Source organism: Aquirufa sp. HETE-40SA, from assembly GCF_054558635.1.
The window spans coordinates 491,187-512,366 of record NZ_JBPXKN010000001.1 but is presented as its reverse complement, the minus strand read 5'-3'; the positions used below and the strand labels follow the sequence as shown (position 1 = coordinate 512,366).

At 40.8% G+C, this 21,180-nt stretch carries 25 protein-coding genes and 1 tRNA gene; 9 read left to right on the top strand and 17 right to left on the bottom strand.

Annotated elements, in window-relative coordinates:
- The first annotated feature begins 2 nt into the window (after nt 1–2).
- The gene (locus ACRZ9O_RS02355; protein WP_459455991.1) at nt 3–1,058 is read left to right on the top strand and encodes a response regulator; all 1,056 of its coding nucleotides are present in this window, start codon (nt 3–5) and stop codon (nt 1,056–1,058) included.
- Here the strand turns inward: ACRZ9O_RS02355 and ACRZ9O_RS02350 are convergent.
- Genes ACRZ9O_RS02350 through ACRZ9O_RS02310 form a run of 9 tightly spaced genes read right to left on the bottom strand, consistent with a single transcriptional unit; the run spans nt 1,048 to nt 9,482 of the window.
- A complete protein-coding gene (locus tag ACRZ9O_RS02350) occupies nt 1,048–1,713 on the bottom strand; it encodes a sulfite exporter TauE/SafE family protein (protein WP_459455989.1) in 666 nt (221 codons plus the stop codon). The genes ACRZ9O_RS02355 and ACRZ9O_RS02350 overlap by 11 nt on opposite strands.
- Nucleotides 1,713–2,159 carry a FixH family protein gene (locus tag ACRZ9O_RS02345; RefSeq protein ID WP_459455987.1) on the bottom strand — a complete coding sequence of 149 codons (447 nt, stop codon included), beginning with the start codon at nt 2,157–2,159 and terminating at the stop codon, nt 1,713–1,715. Before ACRZ9O_RS02345 ends, ACRZ9O_RS02350 begins: the two co-directional genes overlap by 1 nt.
- On the bottom strand, nt 2,152–3,537 hold the full coding sequence (ccoG, locus tag ACRZ9O_RS02340) for a cytochrome c oxidase accessory protein CcoG (protein WP_459455985.1): 1,386 nt from the start codon (nt 3,535–3,537) through the stop codon (nt 2,152–2,154). Before ccoG ends, ACRZ9O_RS02345 begins: the two co-directional genes overlap by 8 nt.
- A 35-nt stretch (nt 3,538–3,572) precedes the next feature.
- Nucleotides 3,573–3,785, bottom strand: a complete 213-nt coding sequence (locus ACRZ9O_RS02335; protein WP_459455983.1) for a YgaP family membrane protein — start codon at nt 3,783–3,785, stop codon at nt 3,573–3,575.
- A 2-nt stretch (nt 3,786–3,787) separates the two neighbouring features.
- Nucleotides 3,788–4,531: a cbb3-type cytochrome c oxidase N-terminal domain-containing protein gene (locus ACRZ9O_RS02330; RefSeq protein ID WP_459455981.1), complete on the bottom strand. Its 744-nt coding sequence runs from the start codon at nt 4,529–4,531 to the stop codon at nt 3,788–3,790.
- A gap of 7 nt (nt 4,532–4,538) precedes the next feature.
- A complete protein-coding gene (locus ACRZ9O_RS02325) occupies nt 4,539–4,724 on the bottom strand; it encodes a hypothetical protein (protein WP_459455979.1) in 186 nt (61 codons plus the stop codon).
- 4 nt (nt 4,725–4,728) lie between these two features.
- The gene (gene ccoN / locus ACRZ9O_RS02320; protein WP_459455977.1) at nt 4,729–6,855 is read right to left on the bottom strand and encodes a cytochrome-c oxidase, cbb3-type subunit I; all 2,127 of its coding nucleotides are present in this window, start codon (nt 6,853–6,855) and stop codon (nt 4,729–4,731) included.
- Nucleotides 6,852–7,007, bottom strand: a complete 156-nt coding sequence (gene ccoS / locus ACRZ9O_RS02315; RefSeq protein ID WP_223130542.1) for a cbb3-type cytochrome oxidase assembly protein CcoS — start codon at nt 7,005–7,007, stop codon at nt 6,852–6,854. The genes ccoN and ccoS overlap by 4 nt, the downstream gene beginning before the upstream one ends.
- A 57-nt stretch (nt 7,008–7,064) precedes the next feature.
- Nucleotides 7,065–9,482, bottom strand: coding sequence for a heavy metal translocating P-type ATPase (locus tag ACRZ9O_RS02310; RefSeq protein WP_459455975.1), 2,418 nt, complete (start codon nt 9,480–9,482; stop codon nt 7,065–7,067).
- A gap of 130 nt (nt 9,483–9,612) precedes the next feature.
- Here ACRZ9O_RS02310 and ACRZ9O_RS02305 point away from each other — a divergent pair, with 130 nt between their 5' ends.
- Nucleotides 9,613–9,999, top strand: a complete 387-nt coding sequence (locus tag ACRZ9O_RS02305; protein WP_459455973.1) for a cyclic nucleotide-binding domain-containing protein — start codon at nt 9,613–9,615, stop codon at nt 9,997–9,999.
- Between the two features lie 60 nt (nt 10,000–10,059).
- On the opposite strand, the gene ACRZ9O_RS02300 is transcribed toward ACRZ9O_RS02305, so the two are convergent.
- Nucleotides 10,060–10,866 carry an SDR family oxidoreductase gene (locus ACRZ9O_RS02300; protein WP_459457026.1) on the bottom strand — a complete coding sequence of 269 codons (807 nt, stop codon included), beginning with the start codon at nt 10,864–10,866 and terminating at the stop codon, nt 10,060–10,062.
- Between the two features lie 91 nt (nt 10,867–10,957).
- Between ACRZ9O_RS02300 and rlmD the strand changes: the two genes are divergently transcribed.
- On the top strand, nt 10,958–12,379 hold the full coding sequence (gene rlmD / locus ACRZ9O_RS02295) for a 23S rRNA (uracil(1939)-C(5))-methyltransferase RlmD (RefSeq protein ID WP_459455971.1): 1,422 nt from the start codon (nt 10,958–10,960) through the stop codon (nt 12,377–12,379).
- Nucleotides 12,380–12,571: 192 nt separating this feature from the next.
- On the opposite strand, the gene dnaB is transcribed toward rlmD, so the two are convergent.
- Nucleotides 12,572–14,164, bottom strand: coding sequence for a replicative DNA helicase (dnaB, locus tag ACRZ9O_RS02290; RefSeq protein ID WP_459455969.1), 1,593 nt, complete (start codon nt 14,162–14,164; stop codon nt 12,572–12,574).
- A 103-nt stretch (nt 14,165–14,267) separates the two neighbouring features.
- Here dnaB and ACRZ9O_RS02285 point away from each other — a divergent pair, with 103 nt between their 5' ends.
- Entirely contained in the window at nt 14,268–15,227 is a 960-nt protein-coding gene (locus tag ACRZ9O_RS02285; protein WP_459455967.1) for a PhoH family protein, read from the top strand.
- Nucleotides 15,208–15,657: a GNAT family N-acetyltransferase gene (locus ACRZ9O_RS02280; protein ID WP_459455965.1), complete on the top strand. Its 450-nt coding sequence runs from the start codon at nt 15,208–15,210 to the stop codon at nt 15,655–15,657. Before ACRZ9O_RS02285 ends, ACRZ9O_RS02280 begins: the two co-directional genes overlap by 20 nt.
- A 139-nt stretch (nt 15,658–15,796) precedes the next feature.
- Here ACRZ9O_RS02280 and ACRZ9O_RS02275 read toward each other — a convergent pair whose 3' ends face one another.
- Complete coding sequence (locus ACRZ9O_RS02275) at nt 15,797–16,165, bottom strand: DUF3127 domain-containing protein (protein WP_130896587.1); 369 nt, start codon at nt 16,163–16,165, stop codon at nt 15,797–15,799.
- Between the two features lie 71 nt (nt 16,166–16,236).
- Here ACRZ9O_RS02275 and ACRZ9O_RS02270 point away from each other — a divergent pair.
- Both ACRZ9O_RS02270 and trhO read left to right on the top strand, forming a co-directional pair.
- Nucleotides 16,237–16,319 (top strand) — tRNA-Leu (locus tag ACRZ9O_RS02270).
- A 36-nt stretch (nt 16,320–16,355) separates the two neighbouring features.
- A complete protein-coding gene (gene trhO / locus ACRZ9O_RS02265; protein ID WP_459455963.1) occupies nt 16,356–17,345 on the top strand; it encodes an oxygen-dependent tRNA uridine(34) hydroxylase TrhO in 990 nt (329 codons plus the stop codon).
- Here the strand turns inward: trhO and ACRZ9O_RS02260 are convergent.
- From ACRZ9O_RS02260 to ACRZ9O_RS02250, 3 genes are read right to left on the bottom strand one after another with little or no spacing between them, the layout of a single operon-like run.
- Nucleotides 17,340–17,690 (bottom strand): iron chaperone, encoded by a 351-nt coding sequence (locus ACRZ9O_RS02260; protein WP_459455961.1) that lies wholly within the window; start codon nt 17,688–17,690, stop codon nt 17,340–17,342. The genes trhO and ACRZ9O_RS02260 overlap by 6 nt on opposite strands.
- Nucleotides 17,691–17,695: 5 nt before the next feature.
- Complete coding sequence (locus ACRZ9O_RS02255; RefSeq protein WP_252622801.1) at nt 17,696–18,022, bottom strand: DUF2834 domain-containing protein; 327 nt, start codon at nt 18,020–18,022, stop codon at nt 17,696–17,698.
- The gene (locus ACRZ9O_RS02250; RefSeq protein WP_459455959.1) at nt 18,019–18,459 is read right to left on the bottom strand and encodes a hypothetical protein; all 441 of its coding nucleotides are present in this window, start codon (nt 18,457–18,459) and stop codon (nt 18,019–18,021) included. The genes ACRZ9O_RS02255 and ACRZ9O_RS02250 overlap by 4 nt, the downstream gene beginning before the upstream one ends.
- Before the next feature lie 41 nt (nt 18,460–18,500).
- On the opposite strand from ACRZ9O_RS02250, the gene ACRZ9O_RS02245 reads away from it, so the two are divergent.
- A complete protein-coding gene (locus tag ACRZ9O_RS02245; protein WP_459455957.1) occupies nt 18,501–19,367 on the top strand; it encodes a nucleoside phosphorylase in 867 nt (288 codons plus the stop codon).
- On the opposite strand, the gene ACRZ9O_RS02240 is transcribed toward ACRZ9O_RS02245, so the two are convergent.
- Entirely contained in the window at nt 19,348–19,824 is a 477-nt protein-coding gene (locus ACRZ9O_RS02240) for a GNAT family N-acetyltransferase (RefSeq protein WP_459455955.1), read from the bottom strand. The genes ACRZ9O_RS02245 and ACRZ9O_RS02240 overlap by 20 nt on opposite strands.
- 37 nt (nt 19,825–19,861) lie before the next feature.
- On the opposite strand from ACRZ9O_RS02240, the gene surE reads away from it, so the two are divergent.
- Nucleotides 19,862–20,629: a 5'/3'-nucleotidase SurE gene (surE, locus tag ACRZ9O_RS02235; RefSeq protein WP_459455953.1), complete on the top strand. Its 768-nt coding sequence runs from the start codon at nt 19,862–19,864 to the stop codon at nt 20,627–20,629.
- On the opposite strand, the gene ACRZ9O_RS02230 is transcribed toward surE, so the two are convergent.
- Nucleotides 20,600–21,154 (bottom strand): NUDIX domain-containing protein, encoded by a 555-nt coding sequence (locus ACRZ9O_RS02230; RefSeq protein ID WP_459455951.1) that lies wholly within the window; start codon nt 21,152–21,154, stop codon nt 20,600–20,602. The genes surE and ACRZ9O_RS02230 overlap by 30 nt on opposite strands.
- Between the last annotated feature and the right edge of the window lie 26 nt (nt 21,155–21,180).

The window sequence follows — 21,180 nt, the reverse complement described above, 5'->3', positions numbered from 1 at the left end:
TTATGAGCAAGCGCCTATTAATCATTGAGGACAGTGTGGATATTCGGGAGAATACGGCAGAACTGTTAGAGTTATCTGGATTTACCGTGGAAACAGCCTCTGATGGCTTGGAGGGGGTTAGATTAGCGCGTACCTGGAATCCTGATTTGGTCATTTGTGATATTATGATGCCTAATTTAGATGGATTCGGGGTTTTGCAGGTATTCTCCAGTCAACCTGAATTAGCTTCAATTCCTTTTATCTTCTTGACTGCTAAAACCGATCGGGCGGATATGCGTAAGGGTATGGAAATGGGGGCCGATGATTATTTGACTAAACCCTTTCAAGAGGTGGAATTATTGCGCGCGATTGAGGCACGTTTGAAGAAAGTAAAAACGATTATTCCCCCTATTGAGTCATTGGCCGATATTTCTGCTGTGCATGATGCCTTAGCCTTTCTAGATTTACCTTCATGGGAGGGCGAGAAGAAAACACAAACTCACGCGAAAAAGCAGTTGATTTATGCCGAAGGCAATCATCCGATTCGCTTGTATTTTTTGGCCAAAGGAAAAGTAAAAGCCTACCATACGAACAAGGATGGCAAATATTTTATTACCTCCTTCATCCAAGAAGGGGAATTTTTCGGCTTTGTAGACCTTTTAGAAAACCAGGCTTACCGTGAAAGCGCAGAAGCCTTAGAAGAATCTCAAATCATAAGCGTCTCCGCCGCCGATTTCTTACATCGAATTAAAGAAAATATTCACTTGGAAGTCTTTTTTAGAAAAGCCTTAACGAGCTATTTGTTGAAGAACGAAAAGCTGATGGTCGAAATGGCTTACCAAAGTTTACGCATGCGGGTGGCGATGGTTTTAGTCGAATTAGCACAAACTTACGGGACTTCTATGTCCGAACCTTTGGTGATTAAACTATCGCGCGAAGATCTTGCTTCTCGCGTGGGAACAGCTACTGAATCTGTGATTCGTACTTTAAGCGACTTTAAAAAAGAAGGCTACTTGGATGTAAAAGGAGGTGAAATGACCTTGAAAAACATTGATGGTCTAGCTAAGCTTAAATACTAAAGGGGTGGCAGATAATCGGACTAAGACTCGAATGGGCTAAGTAGTCAGAATAGGCCATTCCAATTCCCCAAGCTCCTCTAAAGAGAAGAATTCCTGCGACAAACCATCCTAGGTATTGAAAAATTGGCTGTTTCTTTAATTTAGATGATCCCCAAATGTATAGCTGAAGCGCTGGCAAGGTCGCAATGCCTAAAATCACCATACTAAAAGCTCCGTATACAGGTTTGGGTTGAATCAATGCCACGCTTAAACCGGCTACCACGAGACCACAAGGTAAAAGTCCATTGGCCATTCCTAAGACAAAATAGCCAATGGGGCCCATTTTAGCTCCTATTTTCTGTAATTTTTTCCCAATCGATTGATGTAAAAAAGACAGAGGCCCCTCTCCAATGTTTTGGCTAATAATGAGGAGTATAAAAACACCTGCCAGCACATAATAATAAGACCATAGATTGGGAAATAGCCAGATGGATCCTATTCCAGCTACAAAATAACCAAGAACGCCATATGTGAAAATGCGTCCAAGTGGATAAAGCAGCATCCTAGCAGGTGATTTCCCGCGCGCGTTAATTTGAGCCACAATAGGTCCACACATCGCAAAGCAATGCCAGCTTCCGGCTAAACCGATCAGAAAAGTATAATACCAAGTATGCATTATGGAATTTGGATTCGCTGTTCTTCGATGTAGCTTTTGCCGTCTTTTTCCCAGCTTAAACTAACATTCCAAGGACCTTTGACTAAAAAGGGCGTATGGATGAGTGCAAGGCCAGCCGAATCGGCAGAAACACGTACTATTTTATCTAGATTGGCATTGGATGGTCGGTAAAAAACTAAACTCCCTGTTGAAATGGAAGCTGGGAACTGAATTTTGGCTTGTTGAAAATCCGCTGAAAATGCTAAACTGGCCTTAGATGTTAAAGCCGCCGTTTGTTCCCGCTCATTGATTTTCTGTTGAAATGCCTGACCATCTGCGTAGTAGTTCTTGCCCACTAATTCGATGGATTCTTTGGACATATTGACATAAAAATACGCCATAAATGCCCCAAAAAGTACAAAGGTGACAATAATGCCATGACCCCAATTAAAGCTATATTTATTCATCAGGTTGTATAAAACTGGTTTTAATAATCTCTTCTTTACCACTCGTTTCGGTGATTTGTACCGGAACCTTTTCCCCATTCTTCCATTTACCTATTTTGATTCTCAGGAAGAACTCTCCTTTTGCCATTTTTCCCGGGTTGACTAAATTAATAGGTTTTCCCACCCAAACAATCTTAAAGGGCTCAGGCGCCTCTATTCTGAAGCTTTGCTTTTCCATCGACTTATTTAAAACCTCCATTTGGTATAAATTACTTACCTCGTGAGTCTTTTCATCCACCTGGAAAATCATCCCGGGCGTACGAAGCAGTGTGGTTTCAAAATTGGTCCGTGTGACTAACATATAGGCTAATCCCGCGATGATCAAGGCCAAAACAGTGCTATAAGCCCCAATCCGTAAGTTGAACTTGAGTTTTTGTCCTGCATTTACCCCATTCAACGAATCGTAGCGAATTAAACCGGTAGGCTGATGCTTCTTTTCCATCACCATATCACAGGCATCGATACACGCCGTGCATCCAATGCATTCTAATTGATTACTCCCATTTCGGATATCAATTCCGGTAGGACAAACGCGTACACACCAATGGCAATCGATGCAGGCACCTTTATCTTCTCCTTTTCCGCGCGGTTCTCCCCGCTTATGATCATATTGAACTAAAATCGAATTGTTATCCAATAATACGCCTTGCAGACGACCATAGGGGCAAATTACCATGCATACCATCTCCCTAAACCGGGCAAATACAAAGTAAAAGACCGCTGTAAAAATTAAAATGGTAACTAAACCCACCACGTGATCCATGGGTGATTCTGTAACTAATTTGAGCCATTCCTTTTTGCTGATGATATACATCAAAAAGGTATTTGCAATAGCGAATGACAAGAGAACGAACAAGGTATGCTTAGTTCCTCTTTTCAAGATCTTCTCGGTATTCCAAGGGGATTCGGCTAATTTTCTTTGGGCTTTATCATCTCCCTCTATCCAGTATTCAATCTTCCGAAATAACATTTCCATGAAGATGGTCTGCGGGCAAGCCCAGCCACACCAAATGCGACCAAATAATACGGTAAATAAACTGACAAATAAAAGGAATGCGACAAGTCCTAAGGCTACTAAATGGAAGTCCTGTGGAAAAAACGGCACACCCCAAAAGATAAATTTCCGTTCTAATACATTAAATAGGAAGATAGGATTCCCTTTGTATTCGATCCAAGGTAAACCGAATAATAGTGTTAATAACAGGTACGAAAAGTACGTTCTTAGGCGGTAGAATTGTCCGATTATGCGACCTGGATAGATCCAAAGTCGTTTCCCGTCCTTTGTCTGGTTGTACAGATGGTTCCGGTAATCATCATTATCGATATTGAATTGTGACATAAAAAAAGAGGGTCCGTTGCCGGACCCCTTTAAGATTAAAATGGAGACTTTTCTCGGCAGGTACTCAACCCAAAAGGCTTGTAGAGTAAGCAAAATCTAAATACTCCCGTTAGGGCTATAATAACAGCGACAATGTAAACTGTTAAGGCAAGGTTTTCGGGGATAATTCGGGCATAAGCCAGAATGGCTAAACTTACGGCGATCGCTAATCGAAAGATGCGATCCATTTTACCTACGTTCTTTTTCATAATTAGGGAGTTTTAGTTTCTGTTCCTTGTGGTTCTTTCGCACCTGGAGGATTGAATCCTTGAAGTGTCAGAATATAAGAGGCAACTTTCTGAATTTGTAACGGATTTAACGTCTTATTCCACGCAATCATCCCCTTTTCAGGAATACCATGGGTAATCGTTTTAAACAAATCCTTCACATCTCCACCGTGAATCCAAAACTTATCCGTTAAGTTAGGTCCCACGCCACCTTGCCCCTTATCACCGTGACAAGCTACACAATTTGTAGAATATAGTTGAGAACCCTCTGTTAAATCTTTGGCCTCTTTTACTACCGTCACATTATCCTCGTTTACTGAATTAGCAAACTTCTTCATGTACTCTTCTCTCGCTTTTTCTGCGATCGTTACCTCGGTTTTATATTCTGTTTCTTGAATATTGCCGTCTTGGTAAACGTGGTAATACAGTCCATAAACGACAGCAAAAAGGATCGTTAAATAAAATAAATACATGAACCAAGGCGGCGTAGGATTATCTAATTCCGCAATATCATCGTATTTATGCTCCATTAGGAGGTCTTTTTCTTTTTCCAAAGGCTTTAAACCAGTGAATCCATCCCACCAGCTTAGCTTTTCTGCCGGTTCAGGGGAAGCTTTATCGGCTAGTTTTTTTAGAGCCACATGCAACTGTAGGGTTACTATCAAAATGACAATCCCCGTTATCAGGATCATACTTACTAACCAAATTTCAACAACAGTAACTGACATAATCGTATTATTTTAAGTTCTCATTTAGGTTATTACCTTCGTTAAAGGGCATTTGCTCCATTTCAACGAGGTGCTTTTTGTCCATCCATAGTAAGTAGACTCCTACTAGCACGAAGAATGTCAAAAAGATCAGCAGCGAGAAAATCATATAATTGTCTGCTCCTGGTATGGTCGATATAAATTGCTTAAACATGCGCTTATTTTTTAGAAATGTCCGTACCTAAACGTTGTAAATAGGCGATCAAAGCAATAATCTCTTTGTCTTGACTAACCTTAATTTTTTCTGAAGCTAAATTTGCTTGAATCGCCTTCGCCTGCGTATTCAGATCTTTCACCGCATTAGCAATCTCATCCGTTGAATAAGGAACACCTAATTTTTTCATGGCAGCTAACTTATCCTGCGTTTGAGACGTATTCAATGTTTGCTCTAATAACCAGGCATAATTTGGCATAATCGAACCAGGAGACATGCTACTTGGCTCTCTCATGTGGTGATAGTGCCAAGAATCAGGGTATTTACCCCCTTCTCTATGCAAATCCGGTCCCGTACGTTTGGATCCCCAAAGGAATGGATGATCGTAAACGAATTCACCTGATTTAGAGAATTCACCATAGCGTTCCGTCTCACTTCTAAATGGACGTACTAACTGCGAGTGACAACTAACGCAACCCTCGCGGATGTAGAGATCGCGTCCTTCTAATTCTAAAGAGGTGTAGGGTTGAACGGCTTCGATCGTAGGAACATTTGATTTTACCATAAACGTAGGAACTAATTCCACCAAAGAGCCAACTAAAATCATCACTAAAGAGGCCACTAATAACTGGATAGGGCGTTTTTCAATCCAACGGTGCCAGTGTCCATCACTTTCATGTTTCTCCTCTATGATAGCTAAGGGAGCTGCTTCTGCTTTCTCATTCGCTAACAAAGTACCTTGAGCCATCGTTTTGAACAAGTTATAGGCCATTAAGATCGCTCCAGTTAAGTACAAGGTTCCACCTAATGCGCGCATCATATGCATCGGCAATAATTGCAAAGTAGTATCTAAGAAGTTACCATATTGCAAAGTGCCTTCTGCTGTGAACTGTTTCCACATCATCCCTTGGGTGAAACCAGAGATGTACATAGGGATAGCATAAAAGGCAATACCAATTGTTCCGATCCAGAAGTGGGTTTTTACGAGTTTTTCTGAATACAAATTTGTTTGGAAGATGCGGGGAACTAACCAATACAACATTGCGAAAGTCAAGAATCCATTCCAACCTAAAGCTCCTAAGTGCACGTGTGCAACGATCCAGTCCGTAAAGTGGGCAATGGCATTAATGTTTTTTAAGGATAACATCGGTCCTTCGAAAGTAGCCATACCATACGAAGTAATACCCACCACCATAAATTTCAATAACGTATTCTCGCGTACTTGATCCCAAGCCCCACGTAAAGTCAAAAGACCATTAATCATACCACCCCAAGATGGAGCAATTAACATGATCGAGAAAACAACCCCTAAAGACTGTGCCCAATCAGGTAATGATGAATACAACAAGTGGTGAGGTCCTGCCCAGATATAGATAAAAATTAGGGCCCAAAAGTGTAAAATAGAAAGACGGTACGAATATACCGGACGGTTCGCCATTTTTGGCAAGAAATAATACATCATACCTAAGAATGGAGTCGTTAAGAAAAACGCCACCGCATTATGGCCGTACCACCATTGAATCAGGGCATCTTGGACGCCCGCATACACATAATAAGATTTAAATAATGAAATTGGTAATTGCATTGAGTTCGTCAAGTGCAATACAGCCACTGTAATGAACGTGGCGATGTAAAACCAAATCGCTACATACAAGTGACGCTCTCTTCTTTTAAAGATTGTTCCAAACATGTTGATGCCAAACGCCACCCAAACTAAGGTAATCGCAATGTCGATAGGCCATTCTAATTCCGCGTATTCGTGTGATGTCGTGATTCCTAAAGGTAAAGTGATCGCTGCAGCTACAATGATTAATTGCCAACCCCAGAAATGGAAATTAGATAAGAAATCACTGAACATACGCGCTTTCAATAGGCGTTGTAGTGAATAATAGACCCCAGCAAAAATGGCATTACCCACAAAAGCAAAAATCACTGCATTGGTATGCAATGGACGTAAGCGGCCAAAAGTGCCATATTGTGTCAGGTTTGCGGCAGGTGCAAAAAGTTGTGTGGCGATTATCACACCCACTAACATCCCTACAACACCCCAAACGATGGTAGCAATGGAGAAATTTCGAACGATTTTATTGTCGTAATAAAATTGCTCTAATGAGGTAGATTTTGTACTCATAGTTTGTTTGTTTTTTGGTCATCCTGTAAAATGCGCATCGCTGGAGTGATTAAATCCTCTTGTTGTCCCGTTTTAATAGACCAGACAAAGGCAATAACAAATCCGATCGCCATAAAAAGGCTTAATCCGATCATTAGGTACATTATTTCCATCGTCTACGCATTTTATTTGTTGCAATTTCGGGACAAAGCCCTTCGTAAAACCTGACTTTACTCAGCTTTTATTCTGATTTTAGAACGGGATAAAAGTTGTCCTTTCCAATTCATTCCCCACGTCGCAATGACTAACATACTGATGGAATTAATCGGCATTAATATGGCTGCTATCAAAGGATATAAATTCCCCTGAATCGCATAGCTTAACCCAAATCCATTATAGACTAAGGATAGCAAAAAGCTAGCTTTGATGAGTTGTAGTCCAAATTTCGAGTAGCGCAAATACTCCCCTAATCGAGGCAATTCAGAACCCTTTAAAATGGCATCAGACGACGGGGTAAAATGCAGATGGTCATCTGACACGGCGATACCTACAGCTGCCTGTTTTAATGCCCCCGCATCGTTTAGTCCATCCCCTATCATGGCCACGATTTTTCTTTGTTTTTGAAGTGCTTGGATATATTCCATCTTCTCTAAAGGACTACATTCGAATTTTACGTGATCTTGATTTTCAAACCAATCCAATAAATGTGCTGCGTGTTCTTTTTTGTCCCCTGAAATCAAATGGACTTCATATTGATGTCTTAAACTATGCAACATTCCCTCCACCCCTGGTCTATTTTCCCATGGAAATTCGATAAATCCGATGGGCTCTTGGTTGATTGAAACAAATAATCGTGTTTCAGAACTGATAAAACCCTCTGGAGTTTTGAGTTTATTCAATGTGTATTTAGCGTTCCCGATTTGGACAAATAAGTCATCAAATGTCGCTTGAAGCCCTTTTCCACTGATTTCTTTGAATTCGGTTAAGGGAATAATACGCCGATGTTGTAGGAATTTCTTGACTTGCTTCGAAAGTGGATGGGTGGATTGAAATACGAGTGTGTAAATCGCATCCCATTCTATATCGTTCAAATCACGGTTGAAATGAACGCTAGGTTCTTGTTGACTTTGCAAGGTTAGCGTGCCTGTTTTGTCAAAAACCAAGGTATCCACTTGGGCCATTCGTTCGAATGTTTGAATGTCTTTTACGAAAAAGTTAAACTTTGCGAGCCACCTAATACCGTGTCCTAAAGCGAAAGGATACGAAACGGCCAAGGCGCAAGGACAGGCAATGACCAAAATGCTCACCACCGCATTAGACCATCGGCTTTGATCCACATTGAACCAATAGATTCCAGCAATCGTGGCTAGACTTAACAGTATCACGGTGAAATACATCCCCACTTTGTTCGCAAAGTTCTCCCAGTTTTCTGTTTTGTGATTCGGATCTTTAAAGGCTTGTTGTTCCCAAAGTTGTGTTAAATGACTTTGGTTCAGCTCTTTGCTGATTTGAATTTCGATAGCTTCCCCTAGGTGTTTGCCACCAGCATAAATAGATTGTCCCGCTTGAATAGGTATTAATTCACTTTCACCGGTGACAAAGCTGTAGTCCATTTGACTTTGGCCCTTTAATAAATAGGCATCAGCTGGAATAATCTCTTGATTACGAATCAATAAGCGATCCCCCACTTGAATCTCTTCCAAGGGTGCTGTTTCCTCTTTTCCATTCGCGATTTTTGTGACCACTAAAGGGAAATAGGCTTTGTAATTGCGTTCAAACGAGAGGAAATCAAAGGATTTCTGCTGGAACCACTTCCCTATTAATAGGAAGAATATCAGGCCAGAAACGGAATCGATGTAGCCAGCACCCGTATGCGATAAAATTTCAAATACACTGCGACCATATCCTACCAGAATACCCAGTAAAATTGGTAATTCGATGGTCATTTTGCGCAATTTAAGGTGTGCATATACATTGCTAAAATAGTCCGAACCGGAATAGAATACGGCCACTTTACCCAAAGCGAGGTTCAGGTAACCAAATAAAGCCTGAAGAGATCCATCGTCAATTCCTAAATACTCTGGAAAGCTAAATAGCATGGCATTTCCCGCACAAAAACCGGCGATTCCAAGCTTAAGAAATAGCTTTTTTTGATCATTATTTTGCGGTTTTTCTTCCGCATTCGAGATATGCGGTTCATAGCCTAAGCTCGCAATTAAGGTGGCTAAGTCACCTAAACTAAGTTGGTCTTCTTTAAACCAAACTGTGAGATCTTGCTTGCCAAAATTCAGACTCGTTTTTATAATCTGAGGATTCAACTTTTGCAGGTTTTCTAATAGATATAAACAAGAACGGCAGTGAATGGCTGGTAAGTGAAAGCTGACTTTGGAAAAATCTGCATTCGAAAAGGTGATTAAACGATCCCTGAATGCTTTGTTGTTAAGAAAATCGAAATTCTTATCTGTAGGAGAAATGCCCGGATTAAGATCACAGTTGTAATATTCATCTAGGTGATTATCATTCAGTAACTCGTAAACTTGTTCGCAACCATGGCAACAAAAAGTCTTTTCTTGATGAATGATAGGCGTTTCTGAACATTCATCTCCACAATGATAGCAAATTACCTCTTCAAGAACCTCCGTGTACATGTGTAAAATCTAATGTTCAAATTTCCGGAGATTCAGGCTTGATTTTAGTGACAAATAGCACATAGAAAACTGATGAACATCAGGTATTGAAACCTTTCATCCCTCTAATTTCGCATTGTTATTTAAGCCAATGAACAATTTTTCAGATACGGAACGGAAAGTGTTAGCCAGTGGAATCGAACTCCGCTACTTGCCTGATGAATATTTATTTCGTCAAGGCCAAAAAGCAGAATTTGTATTTTACCTGCAAGAAGGCAGCCTCGTGTTAGAAGGACCGGCTGGTTTTGTGACCATCGATCGGAAAGGTGTTTTTATAGGAATTGAGGAAGCAATCGAGGAGAAAAAGCATTTGTATTCTGCTATGACGTCGAGCTATTCACAATTTTTGGTTTTTGAGCGGAAGTATTTCAAGCAGTTGATCGATGAATTCGATTTAGCACTTCCCTATTTTGAGTATAAAAAAGCGGAATTAAACGAACTTCTAAAAAAGGTTCAGCAGAAGTACGCTACGTTATAAGGGTTTAGAGTGGTATTTAATTGGGTTTTGGCTCCCTTTTGCTTTTAGCGGAAGGGAGCTTTATTTTAAGGGGCTATCCTTTTCCTTTTTCAGGGTATTATAGACCATTTTGTCCAAAAATCCATTCATCCATTTATTTAGGAATACGGTTAATTTGCCTTGGAAAGTGAGTACTAACGTCTTCTTCTTTGATTCGTAAGCCTCAACAATGCGTTTAGCCACTTCTTCAGCAGACATCATTTTTCCCTCATCGCGCATGGAATCACCCGTCACTTTCCCCTCACTATTTAAAGAGGCAGCCCTAATATTCGAAGCGGTGAATCCTGGGCAAGCAATTAAGACATGAACCCCCGTTTCTAATAGCTCTGTTCTTAAGGCTTCTAAGAAACCGTTCATCGCGAATTTAGAGGCTGAATAGCCCGTTCTTACCGGTAGACCTCGGTAACCAGCGATGGAAGAAATACCAATGATTCCACCTTTTACGGCTTTTATATGGGGTAAAGCGGCATGGGTGGCATATACCGTTCCCCAGAAATTAATGTCCATCACTTGTTTCAACACCTTTAAATCAACGGTCTCAAACATCGATCGCATGGAGATTCCAGCGTTATTGATTAATAGATCAATTCTGCCATATAATTGCATTACCTGATCTACCATAGCTCGGGTTTGTTCTTCAGACGCGGAATCACAGACAATACCTTTAGCTGCTATGCCTGCCGATTGTAATTCTGTTTCGGCAGCGATGAGATTCTGCTCATTTCTCCCTGTAATGACGATTTGTGCTCCTTTTCTGCCGTATTCATAGGCTAATGCTTTTCCGATTCCAGAACTAGCTCCCGTGATGATAACTACTTGATTCTTCATGTGAATTAATTTCATCGCGAAGTTAAGGTTTTATCTTGAATTGGTTGGCTTGCCCACATAAAGCCGTATTTTTGTGCACATTTTTAGCAGCATGAGTAAGAAAAAAGAAAAGAAAGCCCCAGTGGTGTTGGAACAAATTGCCATTTTGGATTTTGCCGCAGAGGCAAAGTGTATTGCCAAAGTGAATGATGAAGTGATTTTTGTACAAGGTGCTGTCGCTCCTGGTGATATCGCGGATTTACGTATTTTGAAGTCCAAAAAAAGCTTCAAACAAGCGCAAGCTATCAATATTCAGCCGCTTTCAAAACACCGTACAGACGTAGCTTGTAGCCATTTTGGTATTTGCGGCGGTTGTAAGTGGCAACACGTTTCTTACGAAGCTCAAACCGCCTTTAAAGCGCAACAAGTCAAAGATAATTTGACCCGCATCGCTAAAGTGAAATTACCCGAATTTCAACCCATTCTAGGTTCTGAGGAGACTTATTACTACCGCAATAAATTAGAATTCACCTTCTCTTGTGCCCGCTGGTTAACGGAAGATGAAATCGGTAAAGAAGATTTAGGTTCGATGAATGCCTTAGGATTCCATGTTCCAGGCCGTTTTGATAAGATTTTACCTGTCGATCATTGTTACTTGCAACCTGATCCATCCAATGCCATTCGCAATGGAGTACGTGATTTCGCTGAAGCGAATGGTATCTCCTATTATGAATTAAAAAATCAACAAGAGGGAGCATTACGTAATTTAATTATTCGAAATACGGTTACAAACGAATGGATGGTCACCGTCCAGTTTGCCTATGCCACGGAAGAGGAAATCAAGCAGGTGATGGAATACTTAAAGTCCTCATTTCCGATGATCACGTCTTTGAATTATGTGGTTAATCAAAAAGGAAACGATACCTTCCATGATTTGGAGGTGGTTTGCTACCATGGGAAAGCCTTTATGGTGGAAACCATGGAGGATTTAAAGTTCCAAATCGGTCCCAAATCATTCTTTCAAACCAATGCCAAACAAGCGCTAAAGCTATACCAAGCAGTGCGCGAATACGCTGATTTGCAAGGAAATGAAAACGTATATGACTTGTACACAGGTACAGGAACCATTGGTTTATTTTTAGCTAAACATGCGTCTAAAATTGTTGGACTCGAATACGTCGAGATGGCTGTGGTAGATGCGCGCATAAATGCCGAATTAAATGGTATCAAGAATGCAACCTTCTTTGCTGGCGATATGAAGAAGGTTTTGACAGAAGAATTTATTGCTATTCACGGCGCTCCAGATGTCATTATTACCGATCCTCCTCGTGCAGGAATGGATTTAGATGTAGTGAATCAAATCTTAGCCGTTAAGCCAAATAAAATCGTTTACGTTTCTTGTAATCCGGCTACGCAAGCCCGCGATTTAGCCTTACTGGATGTTGCCTATGAAGTAGATGTGGTTCATCCGGTGGATATGTTCCCGCAGACGCATCATGTGGAGAATATAGTACGACTTATTTTAAAAGCATAAAGAATAGAGCATAAAGCATAAAGTTGGAATCCCTTTCAGGGATAACATTATGAAATAAAAAAAGGGCGATTTATCGCCCTTTTTACATCCTTATTTATTCTTTGTGCTTTATTCTTTGTGCTTTATTCTTTGTGCTTTATTCTTTGTGCTTTGCTCTTTGAACTTTGAGTTTTAAAAATTGCGAAGCTATTTTTAAAACGGCGTATTCAACGGATCATAATCCTCCGGAGGTAAATTCATCTTGCTCCCCTTGAATACCGAATCATTGCTTGACTCAAAAGCAGATGTTTGATCACCTAAGGCACTTAAGTCGAAGTTACCCCCTTCATTGTTCGAGAATGGTTGGAAGTCTAAATCGCAATATTTGGTGAACTTCCCGATGAACTTCAGCCAAACGTTGTCTAGAGATCCGGAACGGTTTTTGGCCATAATAATCTCTCCCATTCCTGTAATTGAATTTCCTTGGTCATCTGCCGTAATTCCATAATATTCTGGACGGTAGATGAACATAACCTGATCGGCATCTTGCTCGATGGCTCCAGATTCACGAAGGTCTGAAAGCTGAGGTTTCTTGTTACCTCCACGTGTCTCTGTCGAACGGTTTAATTGTGAAAGGGCAATTACCGGTACATCTAATTCTTTGGCTAATTGCTTCAGTGCACGGGAAATTTGGGCGATTTCTTGTTCACGATTACCACTGGCACCTTTTCCTGAACTATCGCCAGTCATTAGTTGCAAGTAGTCAATGACGATAAGGTCGATGCCTTTTTGAGCCTTTAAACGACGACATTTTGCTCTTAATTCTAAAATAGATAAAGCTGGTGTATCGTCAATAAACATATTCGCTTCAAATAATTTATTGATTTTTGTGTGCAATTGCTGCCATTCGTGCGGTTCTAATTTGCCTTTACGAATCTTCTCCGCTTCGATTTCTGCTTCAGCAGAAATAATTCGATTGACTAACTGCACAGCACTCATCTCAAGAGAGAAAAGAGCAACTGAATGGCCAAAATCAACGGCAGCGTTTCTGCAAGCCGAAACGACAAAGGCCGTCTTACCCATACCTGGACGAGCCGCGATAATGATTAATTCTTGTCTTTGCCAGCCAGAAGTTAAGCGGTCTAAGTCCGTAAATCCGGAAGGAATACCCGTTAGCCCACTTTTTTGAAGTTGTTTCTTCTCTAATTCATCCACGGCCTTCTTCAAGATATCCGACATACTCTCGTAATTCTTGCGGATATTGGATTCAGCAATCGTGAAAAGCTCCTGCTCCATCTTATCTAATAAGTGAAACACGTCTGAGGTGTCTTCATAAGATAGGCGTTGGATTTCTGAGGATATTTGGATCAGCTGACGCTTTAAATATTGCTCAATGATAATTCTAGCGTGGAATTCAACGTTAGAGGTTGAACTAACCCGAGAGGTTAATTGCGCTAAATAACTAGTGCCACCCGTCTTCTCTAGTGTTCCGTTTTGCTTTAAAAAATTATTAACAGTTAATAAATCAACGGGTTGAGAGGCTTGGAATAATCCTTGAATTGCCTCAAAAATTAATTGATGACCTTCCTTGTAAAAGGTGGCTGGACGTAATAATTCGATGACGTTTGCCAAAGGTTCTTTTTCTAACATCAACGCACCTAACAACGCTTCTTCTAAGTCAACGGCCTGAGGAGGTAATTTACCAAGACCCAAATCACTTAAACGCGTGGGCCCTGCCTGAGAACGAATTCCGGCAGCAGACTGATTTCCTTTTTTATAAATGGATGACGGGTTGTTAGATTCCATACCACAATTTTACGTTAAATTTTCAAAATTATCTTATAAACGAAGGTATTAAATTTCAAGAATTTCTTATTTTTACTCCTACACGATTTAAACCCATTTTTACTTGTTAGAAAAAATAATTTCCCTCTCTGAGGTCTCTCTAATCGACTTTTTAGGTGTGGCTAATACCAATATCAATTTATTGATTCACGCCTTTCCTCAATCTAAAATCATTGCTCGTGGAGAGCAATTAACCGTCCGCGGATCGAATGATCAAATTGCTCTTGTGGAAGCCATCGTCAATTCTTGTGTGGCCCATTTAGACAAACATCACACGCTCACGGAAAAGCATATGCAGGCTTACATTGACGCTGTCTTGAATCCGACAGGTGAAGAATCAGAGCAGCCCTGGGTAGAGGATAAAGACGTGCTTCTTTTTGGCAATAAAGGAATCGTTATTAAGGCCAAAACTCCGAATCAACGTAAATTGGTCGATGCAGCCACCACGAATGAGATCGTCTTCGCGATTGGACCTGCAGGTACAGGTAAAACCTATACCGCAGTGGCGCTAGCAGTGAAAGCATTGAAGAAAAAAGAAGTAAAGAAAATTATCATTACGCGTCCCGCTGTAGAGGCAGGTGAAAATCTAGGTTTCTTACCTGGTGATTTGAAAGAGAAAATTGATCCGTATTTGCGTCCTATTTATGATGCGTTGGATGATATGATTCCAGCTGAGAAACTGAAATTTTATTTAGAGAATCGGACCATTGAAATTGCGCCCTTGGCCTATATGCGCGGCCGTACGCTAAACAAGGCCTTTATTTTATTGGATGAAGCCCAAAATACAACCTCCATGCAGATGAAGATGTTTTTGACACGTATGGGTATCCAATCGAAGACGATTATTACGGGTGACAAATCCCAAGTTGATTTACCTAAAAACCAAACTTCTGGTTTAGGAGAAGCAGAACGCATCCTTTCTGGCATAAATGGCATCGCTTTTGTTGAATTAGACGGTTCAGATGTCGTTCGCCACCGTTTAGTGCGTAAAATCATCGAAGCGTATGGAAAACAAGAAAAATAGGATCATTCAGGCGATTAGTCCGGAAGAAATCGAACAAGTGTTTGCCATTCGTACCGAAGTGTTTGTCAAAGAACAAAAGTGCTTGCCTTCTGAGGAATTTGATGAATTAGACGCGGTGGCCAAACATTATTTACTGTTTGAGGACGCCACACCAGTAGCAACCGGTCGTTACCGCAAAACAGATAAAGGAATTAAGGTAGAGCGTATAGCCACGTTAGAATCTGCGCGTGGTAAAGGATATGCGTCCCAAATAATTCACCACATTTTTGCGGAATCCGCTAAAGAATTCCCGGATTGCCATCATTATTATTTGCACGCACAGGTTTCAGTCATGCCACTTTATACATCCTTAGGGTTTCAGCCTTATGGAGATACGTTTATTGAGGCGGATATTGTGCATCAAGCGATGTCATTAAATTTTAAAGCATAAAGCATAAAGAATAAAGTAGGATTAGCCTTTGGCTATACATTTCATGAGGAAATAAAAAAGGGGCTGTAGGCCCCTTTTTTATGCAAATTTTGTACTTTTTGCTTTGTTCTTTGTGCTTTCATTTAAATAGCGAAGCTATTTAAAAAGGTAAATCATCCCCACTCTCAGCCGCTAATGGAGGGAATTGATATCCGCCTGCTGCTGGCGTAGGCTCCACTCCTGCTGGAATTGATCCGGTACGATCTAAACGATACGCACGGATTTCTGTATACCAACGCTCGTTGTATTCTCTTGATTCTACGTTGAATTGCACTTTTACGATTTCACCCTCTTGAACGGGCGTTAAATCTTGTGTTTTATCTCCCCAAACTGACATACACACCTTTTTAGGGTATTGATCTTGTGTTTCGATCACAAATTCTTGCTTGATCCAGTTGGTGCCGTTTTTACCTGTTCCTGTAACCTCAGGTAATTTCTTGATTAATTTTCCGCTTATTTCTAAAGCCATTGTACGAATTTTTTGAGTTCTGTAATTGTTGGCAAGTAAGTAAATAATTGGTAATTTTACTAACCGTTTTTGGCGATGTGGTGAAATTGGTAGACACGCTACCTTGAGGTGGTAGTGCCGTTAAGGTTTGGGAGTTCGAATCTCCCCATCGTCACTTAATTTTTTGTTTAATCTGTAAATCATGTTGAAGATGAAACCTTACAGTGTATTGCTTTACTATAACTATACTCCTATTCCGAATCCGGAGGAGTACCGTGTAAAACACCACCTTTTTTGTATTGAGAATAACCTTTTGGGACGTGTAATCGTCGCAGCAGAGGGTTTGAATGGAACCGTTTCTGGTTTAAAAGCGGATTGCGATGCTTATATGAAGTGGTTAGAAAATGATCCGATTTTTGCTGGATCAGATTTTGACTTCAAAATCGATTATCACGAAGCGCATACGTTTAATAAATTGCACGTTCGGGTGAAGAATGAAATTGTCCACTCTGATTTAGGGGTTGATCCTCGCGTTAGAACGGGTAAACATCTAAAGCCGAAAGAATTCAAGCAATTATTGAAGAATGACCCGGATGTCGTGTTAGTCGATATGCGTTCGAATTACGAGCACGAATTAGGTCGTTTCAAAGGTGCATATACTTTTGACATGGAGAATCTGCGCGATTTGCCTGATCATGTGCAGGAGATTGAGCATTTGAAAGACAAAAAAGTGATCACCTATTGTACGGGTGGAATCAAATGCGAAAAAGCATCAGCCTATCTAATCGAAAAAGGTTTTACAGATGTGTATCAATTGCACGGAGGTATCATTAAATATGGTTTAGAAGAAGGCGGTGAGGATTTTGATGGATCTTGCTATGTATTTGATAACCGAGTAGCGACGCCAGTTAATTCGGTAAACCCGGAGATTGTATCCGAATGCCATGTTTGTCATACGAAATCAGATCACATGGTCAATTGCGCAAATCCGGAATGCAATGAGCATCTAGCTATTTGCCCATCTTGCCTTAAAGAAATGGAGGGCGCCTGCTCCCCTGAATGTAAAGAGCATCCGCGGAAACGTCCTTACAATGAGAAAGGGTATTATTCCAAAAACTCAGTGGGTTATTCTCCTGAATTAGGATTCAAGTCCTTTAAACGGACCGAGAAAATAGAAAAACAGAAAAAGGCTCAATTATGAGCCTTTTTTCTTTTTGGCCAAATTCTCCTGAACCCTGAATATAGTAATCTCTTTGATGAGCTCTAAAGGCATGGGAGAATGGTAAGGGAATTTTATCGCTCCTTTCGATCCTTCATAAGGCGCTAATTCTTGTACGAAATTCTTGATGCCGCTGGGTGTGGGATAAAAGCCTAAATGGTTATTCCACGCAGCAAAATGGATTAAATTACCATTTAATTTAAAGGTGGGCATCCCGTAAGACATCGTTTCCTCGGTTTCCTCCGGTACGACCGAACGAATCGCATCACGCACTTCGATTAAAATTTTCTGTGTAGCCTCCGGAAAGGTCTTGATGTATTCATCCATGGATATTAGGCTAATTGTCTATGTCTAACGAATAAAAATAAGGGAAATGCAAAGGCAAAACCTATTAGAACGGTTGCCAATAAATAAAGATACAGGTATTTGATTTTAATCCGTAATCCCTCTACCAGTATAAAAAAGGTGCCTGCGATAGCGCCGGTCCAAAAGTCACAACTTAAACTTTTAGCGTAAGGGTTAGCTGTCCAAGTGCTTTGGACAAAATCAATGACATCAAATTTTCCGTTATTTAGCATCATTCCCTCGTAGACGTAGTAAAAGGTGATGCTCCCCCCTACAAGGGAAAGAACTAAATAGAGATAGTGTGCATTTTTCATAGAATTGATTTTATGTTGATTTGTCGTCCACGCATCTCGACGCGATCCCCTACTTTTTTTCCCTTGAGCTCAACGCCCAGTGGAGATTCGATAGAAATAACATAAACTTCATCTAGTTTACCGTATCCAATCGAGATATAATACGTTTCTTGATCTGTTTCTACTAGGCTGCCCTCAGAAATGACCACTGATGCGGGTAAATCAGCTAGTCGATCTAGTTTGCTCAAAGAATATAGTGTATTATCTACCAACGCACTTAGCTTATCCATCTCTCGCTGCATCATCTCGCGTCCCGTTTCAAATTTATCGCCGGCGCTACTTTTGGTATCAGTATCGCGGGATTCTTTTGCCAAAACATATTCTCTACGCGCTTCGTCTAACGTTTTCTCTAGGATAGAGCGGAGATTCGCATGTATTTCGGACTTTTTACTTTTCATGTAAGGATGATTACATTGGAAAATTATCAATAAATTTGCGCATGACCTATTTCTCTCCCACAGACTTGATTATTAATCCGGATGGAAGTTCCTATCATTTGAACTTACGGCCTGATCAAATTCCAGATACTCTTATTTTGGTAGGCGATCCTGAACGTGTTCCTACTGTGTCTGCCTTTTTTGATGAAGTCACTGTAATCGTTCATAAAAGGGAATTCGTGACTCATTTAGGCGTTTTAAGGGGAAAGAAGATTGGTGTGTTATCCAGCGGTATTGGTGCGGATAATGTGGAGATTGTGATGAATGAATTAGATGCTTTGGTTAATATTGATTTTGAAACACGACTAGTGAAATCTGAAAAAAGATCTCTAAGGCTCATCCGAATCGGTACATCTGGAAGTATACAAGCTAGTATCCCAGTGGATTCGATTTTGATTTCAGCTGCAGCTATAGGATTTGATAATTTAGCCCAATTCTATGGTTTTGAATCTGCAATGTCGATATCCGAAGATGTTTTATCCGCTTGGACTTCAGCAATTGATTATCCATTGCCTCTCTATGCAGCCAAAGCTAGTGCTTCTCTTTGCGCGCAATTTGCACCTTTGAATGCGTATAATGGAGTTACCCTAACGGCACCAGGATTTTATGCGCCGCAAGGACGCACGATAAGAATGCAATCGATAAGACCTGATTTTTTAGAGAAGGTCGCTACTGCTAAGTTAGGTGAACAAGAAATCACTAATATCGAAATGGAAACCGCAGCCTATTACGCCTTTGGGGGTGCTATGGGGCACGAAATGATTTCATTGAATGCCATTTTAGCGAATCGCATCACGAATGAATTTTCGAAAGATCCGGAGGGACAAATTAGGTCTTTGATCGAGAAAGCTATAGCATTAATCGCATAACGTAATCATCCATCACATAGCCGTTGCCTATGTCTAGAATCATTTCACGGTCTTTGATGAAACCTTTCTTCAGGTAAAATTCTACCGCGGAGTTATGTTTGTTGACGTTTAAGTAGATAGATGTAAGACCCATCAATCGAGCTTGATGACTAATCTGTTCGATAATAAAACTTCCAGCGCCTTTTTGTTTTACTGATGGTCGTAAATAGAGTTTATGCAATTTTCCATCAGTCTCTGAGGTCTTTTCGAAAGCACAATAGCCGATCGCTTTCCCCTCCAATTCTAACATAGAGAAAATTTCTATTTGCTTTTGCAGAACCTCTGACGCATACATCATCGGAATCATGTACAAAGTCTGCTCCTCTGTCAAAATATGGCCGTAGGTGGGTCTCCAGGCTTCCTCTGCTATTTCTTGAATGAGGGGGATGTCTTCGAGCGTCGCTTTGCGTAAAATCATAGCCAAAATTTGTAAATTGCAGTCAAAATAGCAACATATGAAGCCACTTATTCTCATCGCAAACGACGATTCGATCTATTCCAAAGGTATCCGCGTTCTAACGGAAATCATGTCCGAAATGGGCGAAGTCGTAGTGGTCGCTCCTGATACGCATCAATCCGGTATGGGTCATGCGATAACCTTGGGTGAACCATTGCGAGTGGAGAAGACGAATAATTTTGGCGATCATATTCAATCCTATAAGTGTTCGGGAACCCCCGCTGATTGTGTGAAGATCGGTAAACACCAAATTCTAAAAGGTCGAAAAATTGATTTAGTCGTTTCGGGTATTAACCACGGTTCGAATGCTTCTATTGCGGTTTTATATTCAGGAACCATGTCTGCGGCTATCGAAGCGGCGATGGAGGGTATTCCGGCTATCGGATTCTCCCTTTGCGATTTTGCGTCTGATGCGGATTTTTCGCATTGCCACGATTATATCATCAAAATTTGCCAACAAGTGTTAGTTCACGGATTGCCCAAAGGATTGACACTAAACGTGAATTTCCCCGCACATTCTTCCATGCCATTGCAAGGGGTGAAAGTGGTGAAACAAGCCAATGCCATCTTTAGGGAGCATTTCGAAGAGCGTAAAGATCCTTATGGTAAGCCCTATTATTGGATGGATGGAGATTTGCACAACGAGGACTTAAACAATAACACCGATTTAGATGCTTTGGCAGAAAATTATGTCAGCATAGTGCCTGTCAAATATGATTTGACGGATTATGATGAGCTAAAGCAAATGCAAAGCTGGGATCTTTAAGAGCGTCAACACACTCAAAGCGTCAGTAATCTGGCCATTTTGAGCCATTTCTATCGCCTCTTTTAACGGTAACTTACGTATTTTTAATTGTTCAGTTTCTTCTGGGCAGGCTTGATGCTGGCTGAGGTTTTGGGCCAAATACATCACCGCTTTTTCATCACTCACTGAATTCGAAAGGTACACCTCCCCTAATTCTGTCCACTCTGTTGCGACTAGGCCTGTTTCTTCCAATAATTCGCGTTTTGCAGCGGCTAAAGTAGCTTCTCCTGATTCGATGGAGCAACCTCCTTCCGGGACTTCCCAGGAATACGCATTCAGCGTATAGCGGTATTGACCTACTAAATAGGTAAAGCCTTCAGAGTCTAAAGCAACAATGGAAATAGCGGTATTTTTAAAATGCACTTTCCCATAAATGCCGGGATTTCCTGCCGGATTCAAGACTTCATGGTGTTCTACTCGTATCCAAGCATTCTCGTAAGCCGTTTCTTGATTTAGTGTTTTCCAAGGATTGTTTTCCGTTTCCATCCGGTAAAAATACTATCTTTGTGCTA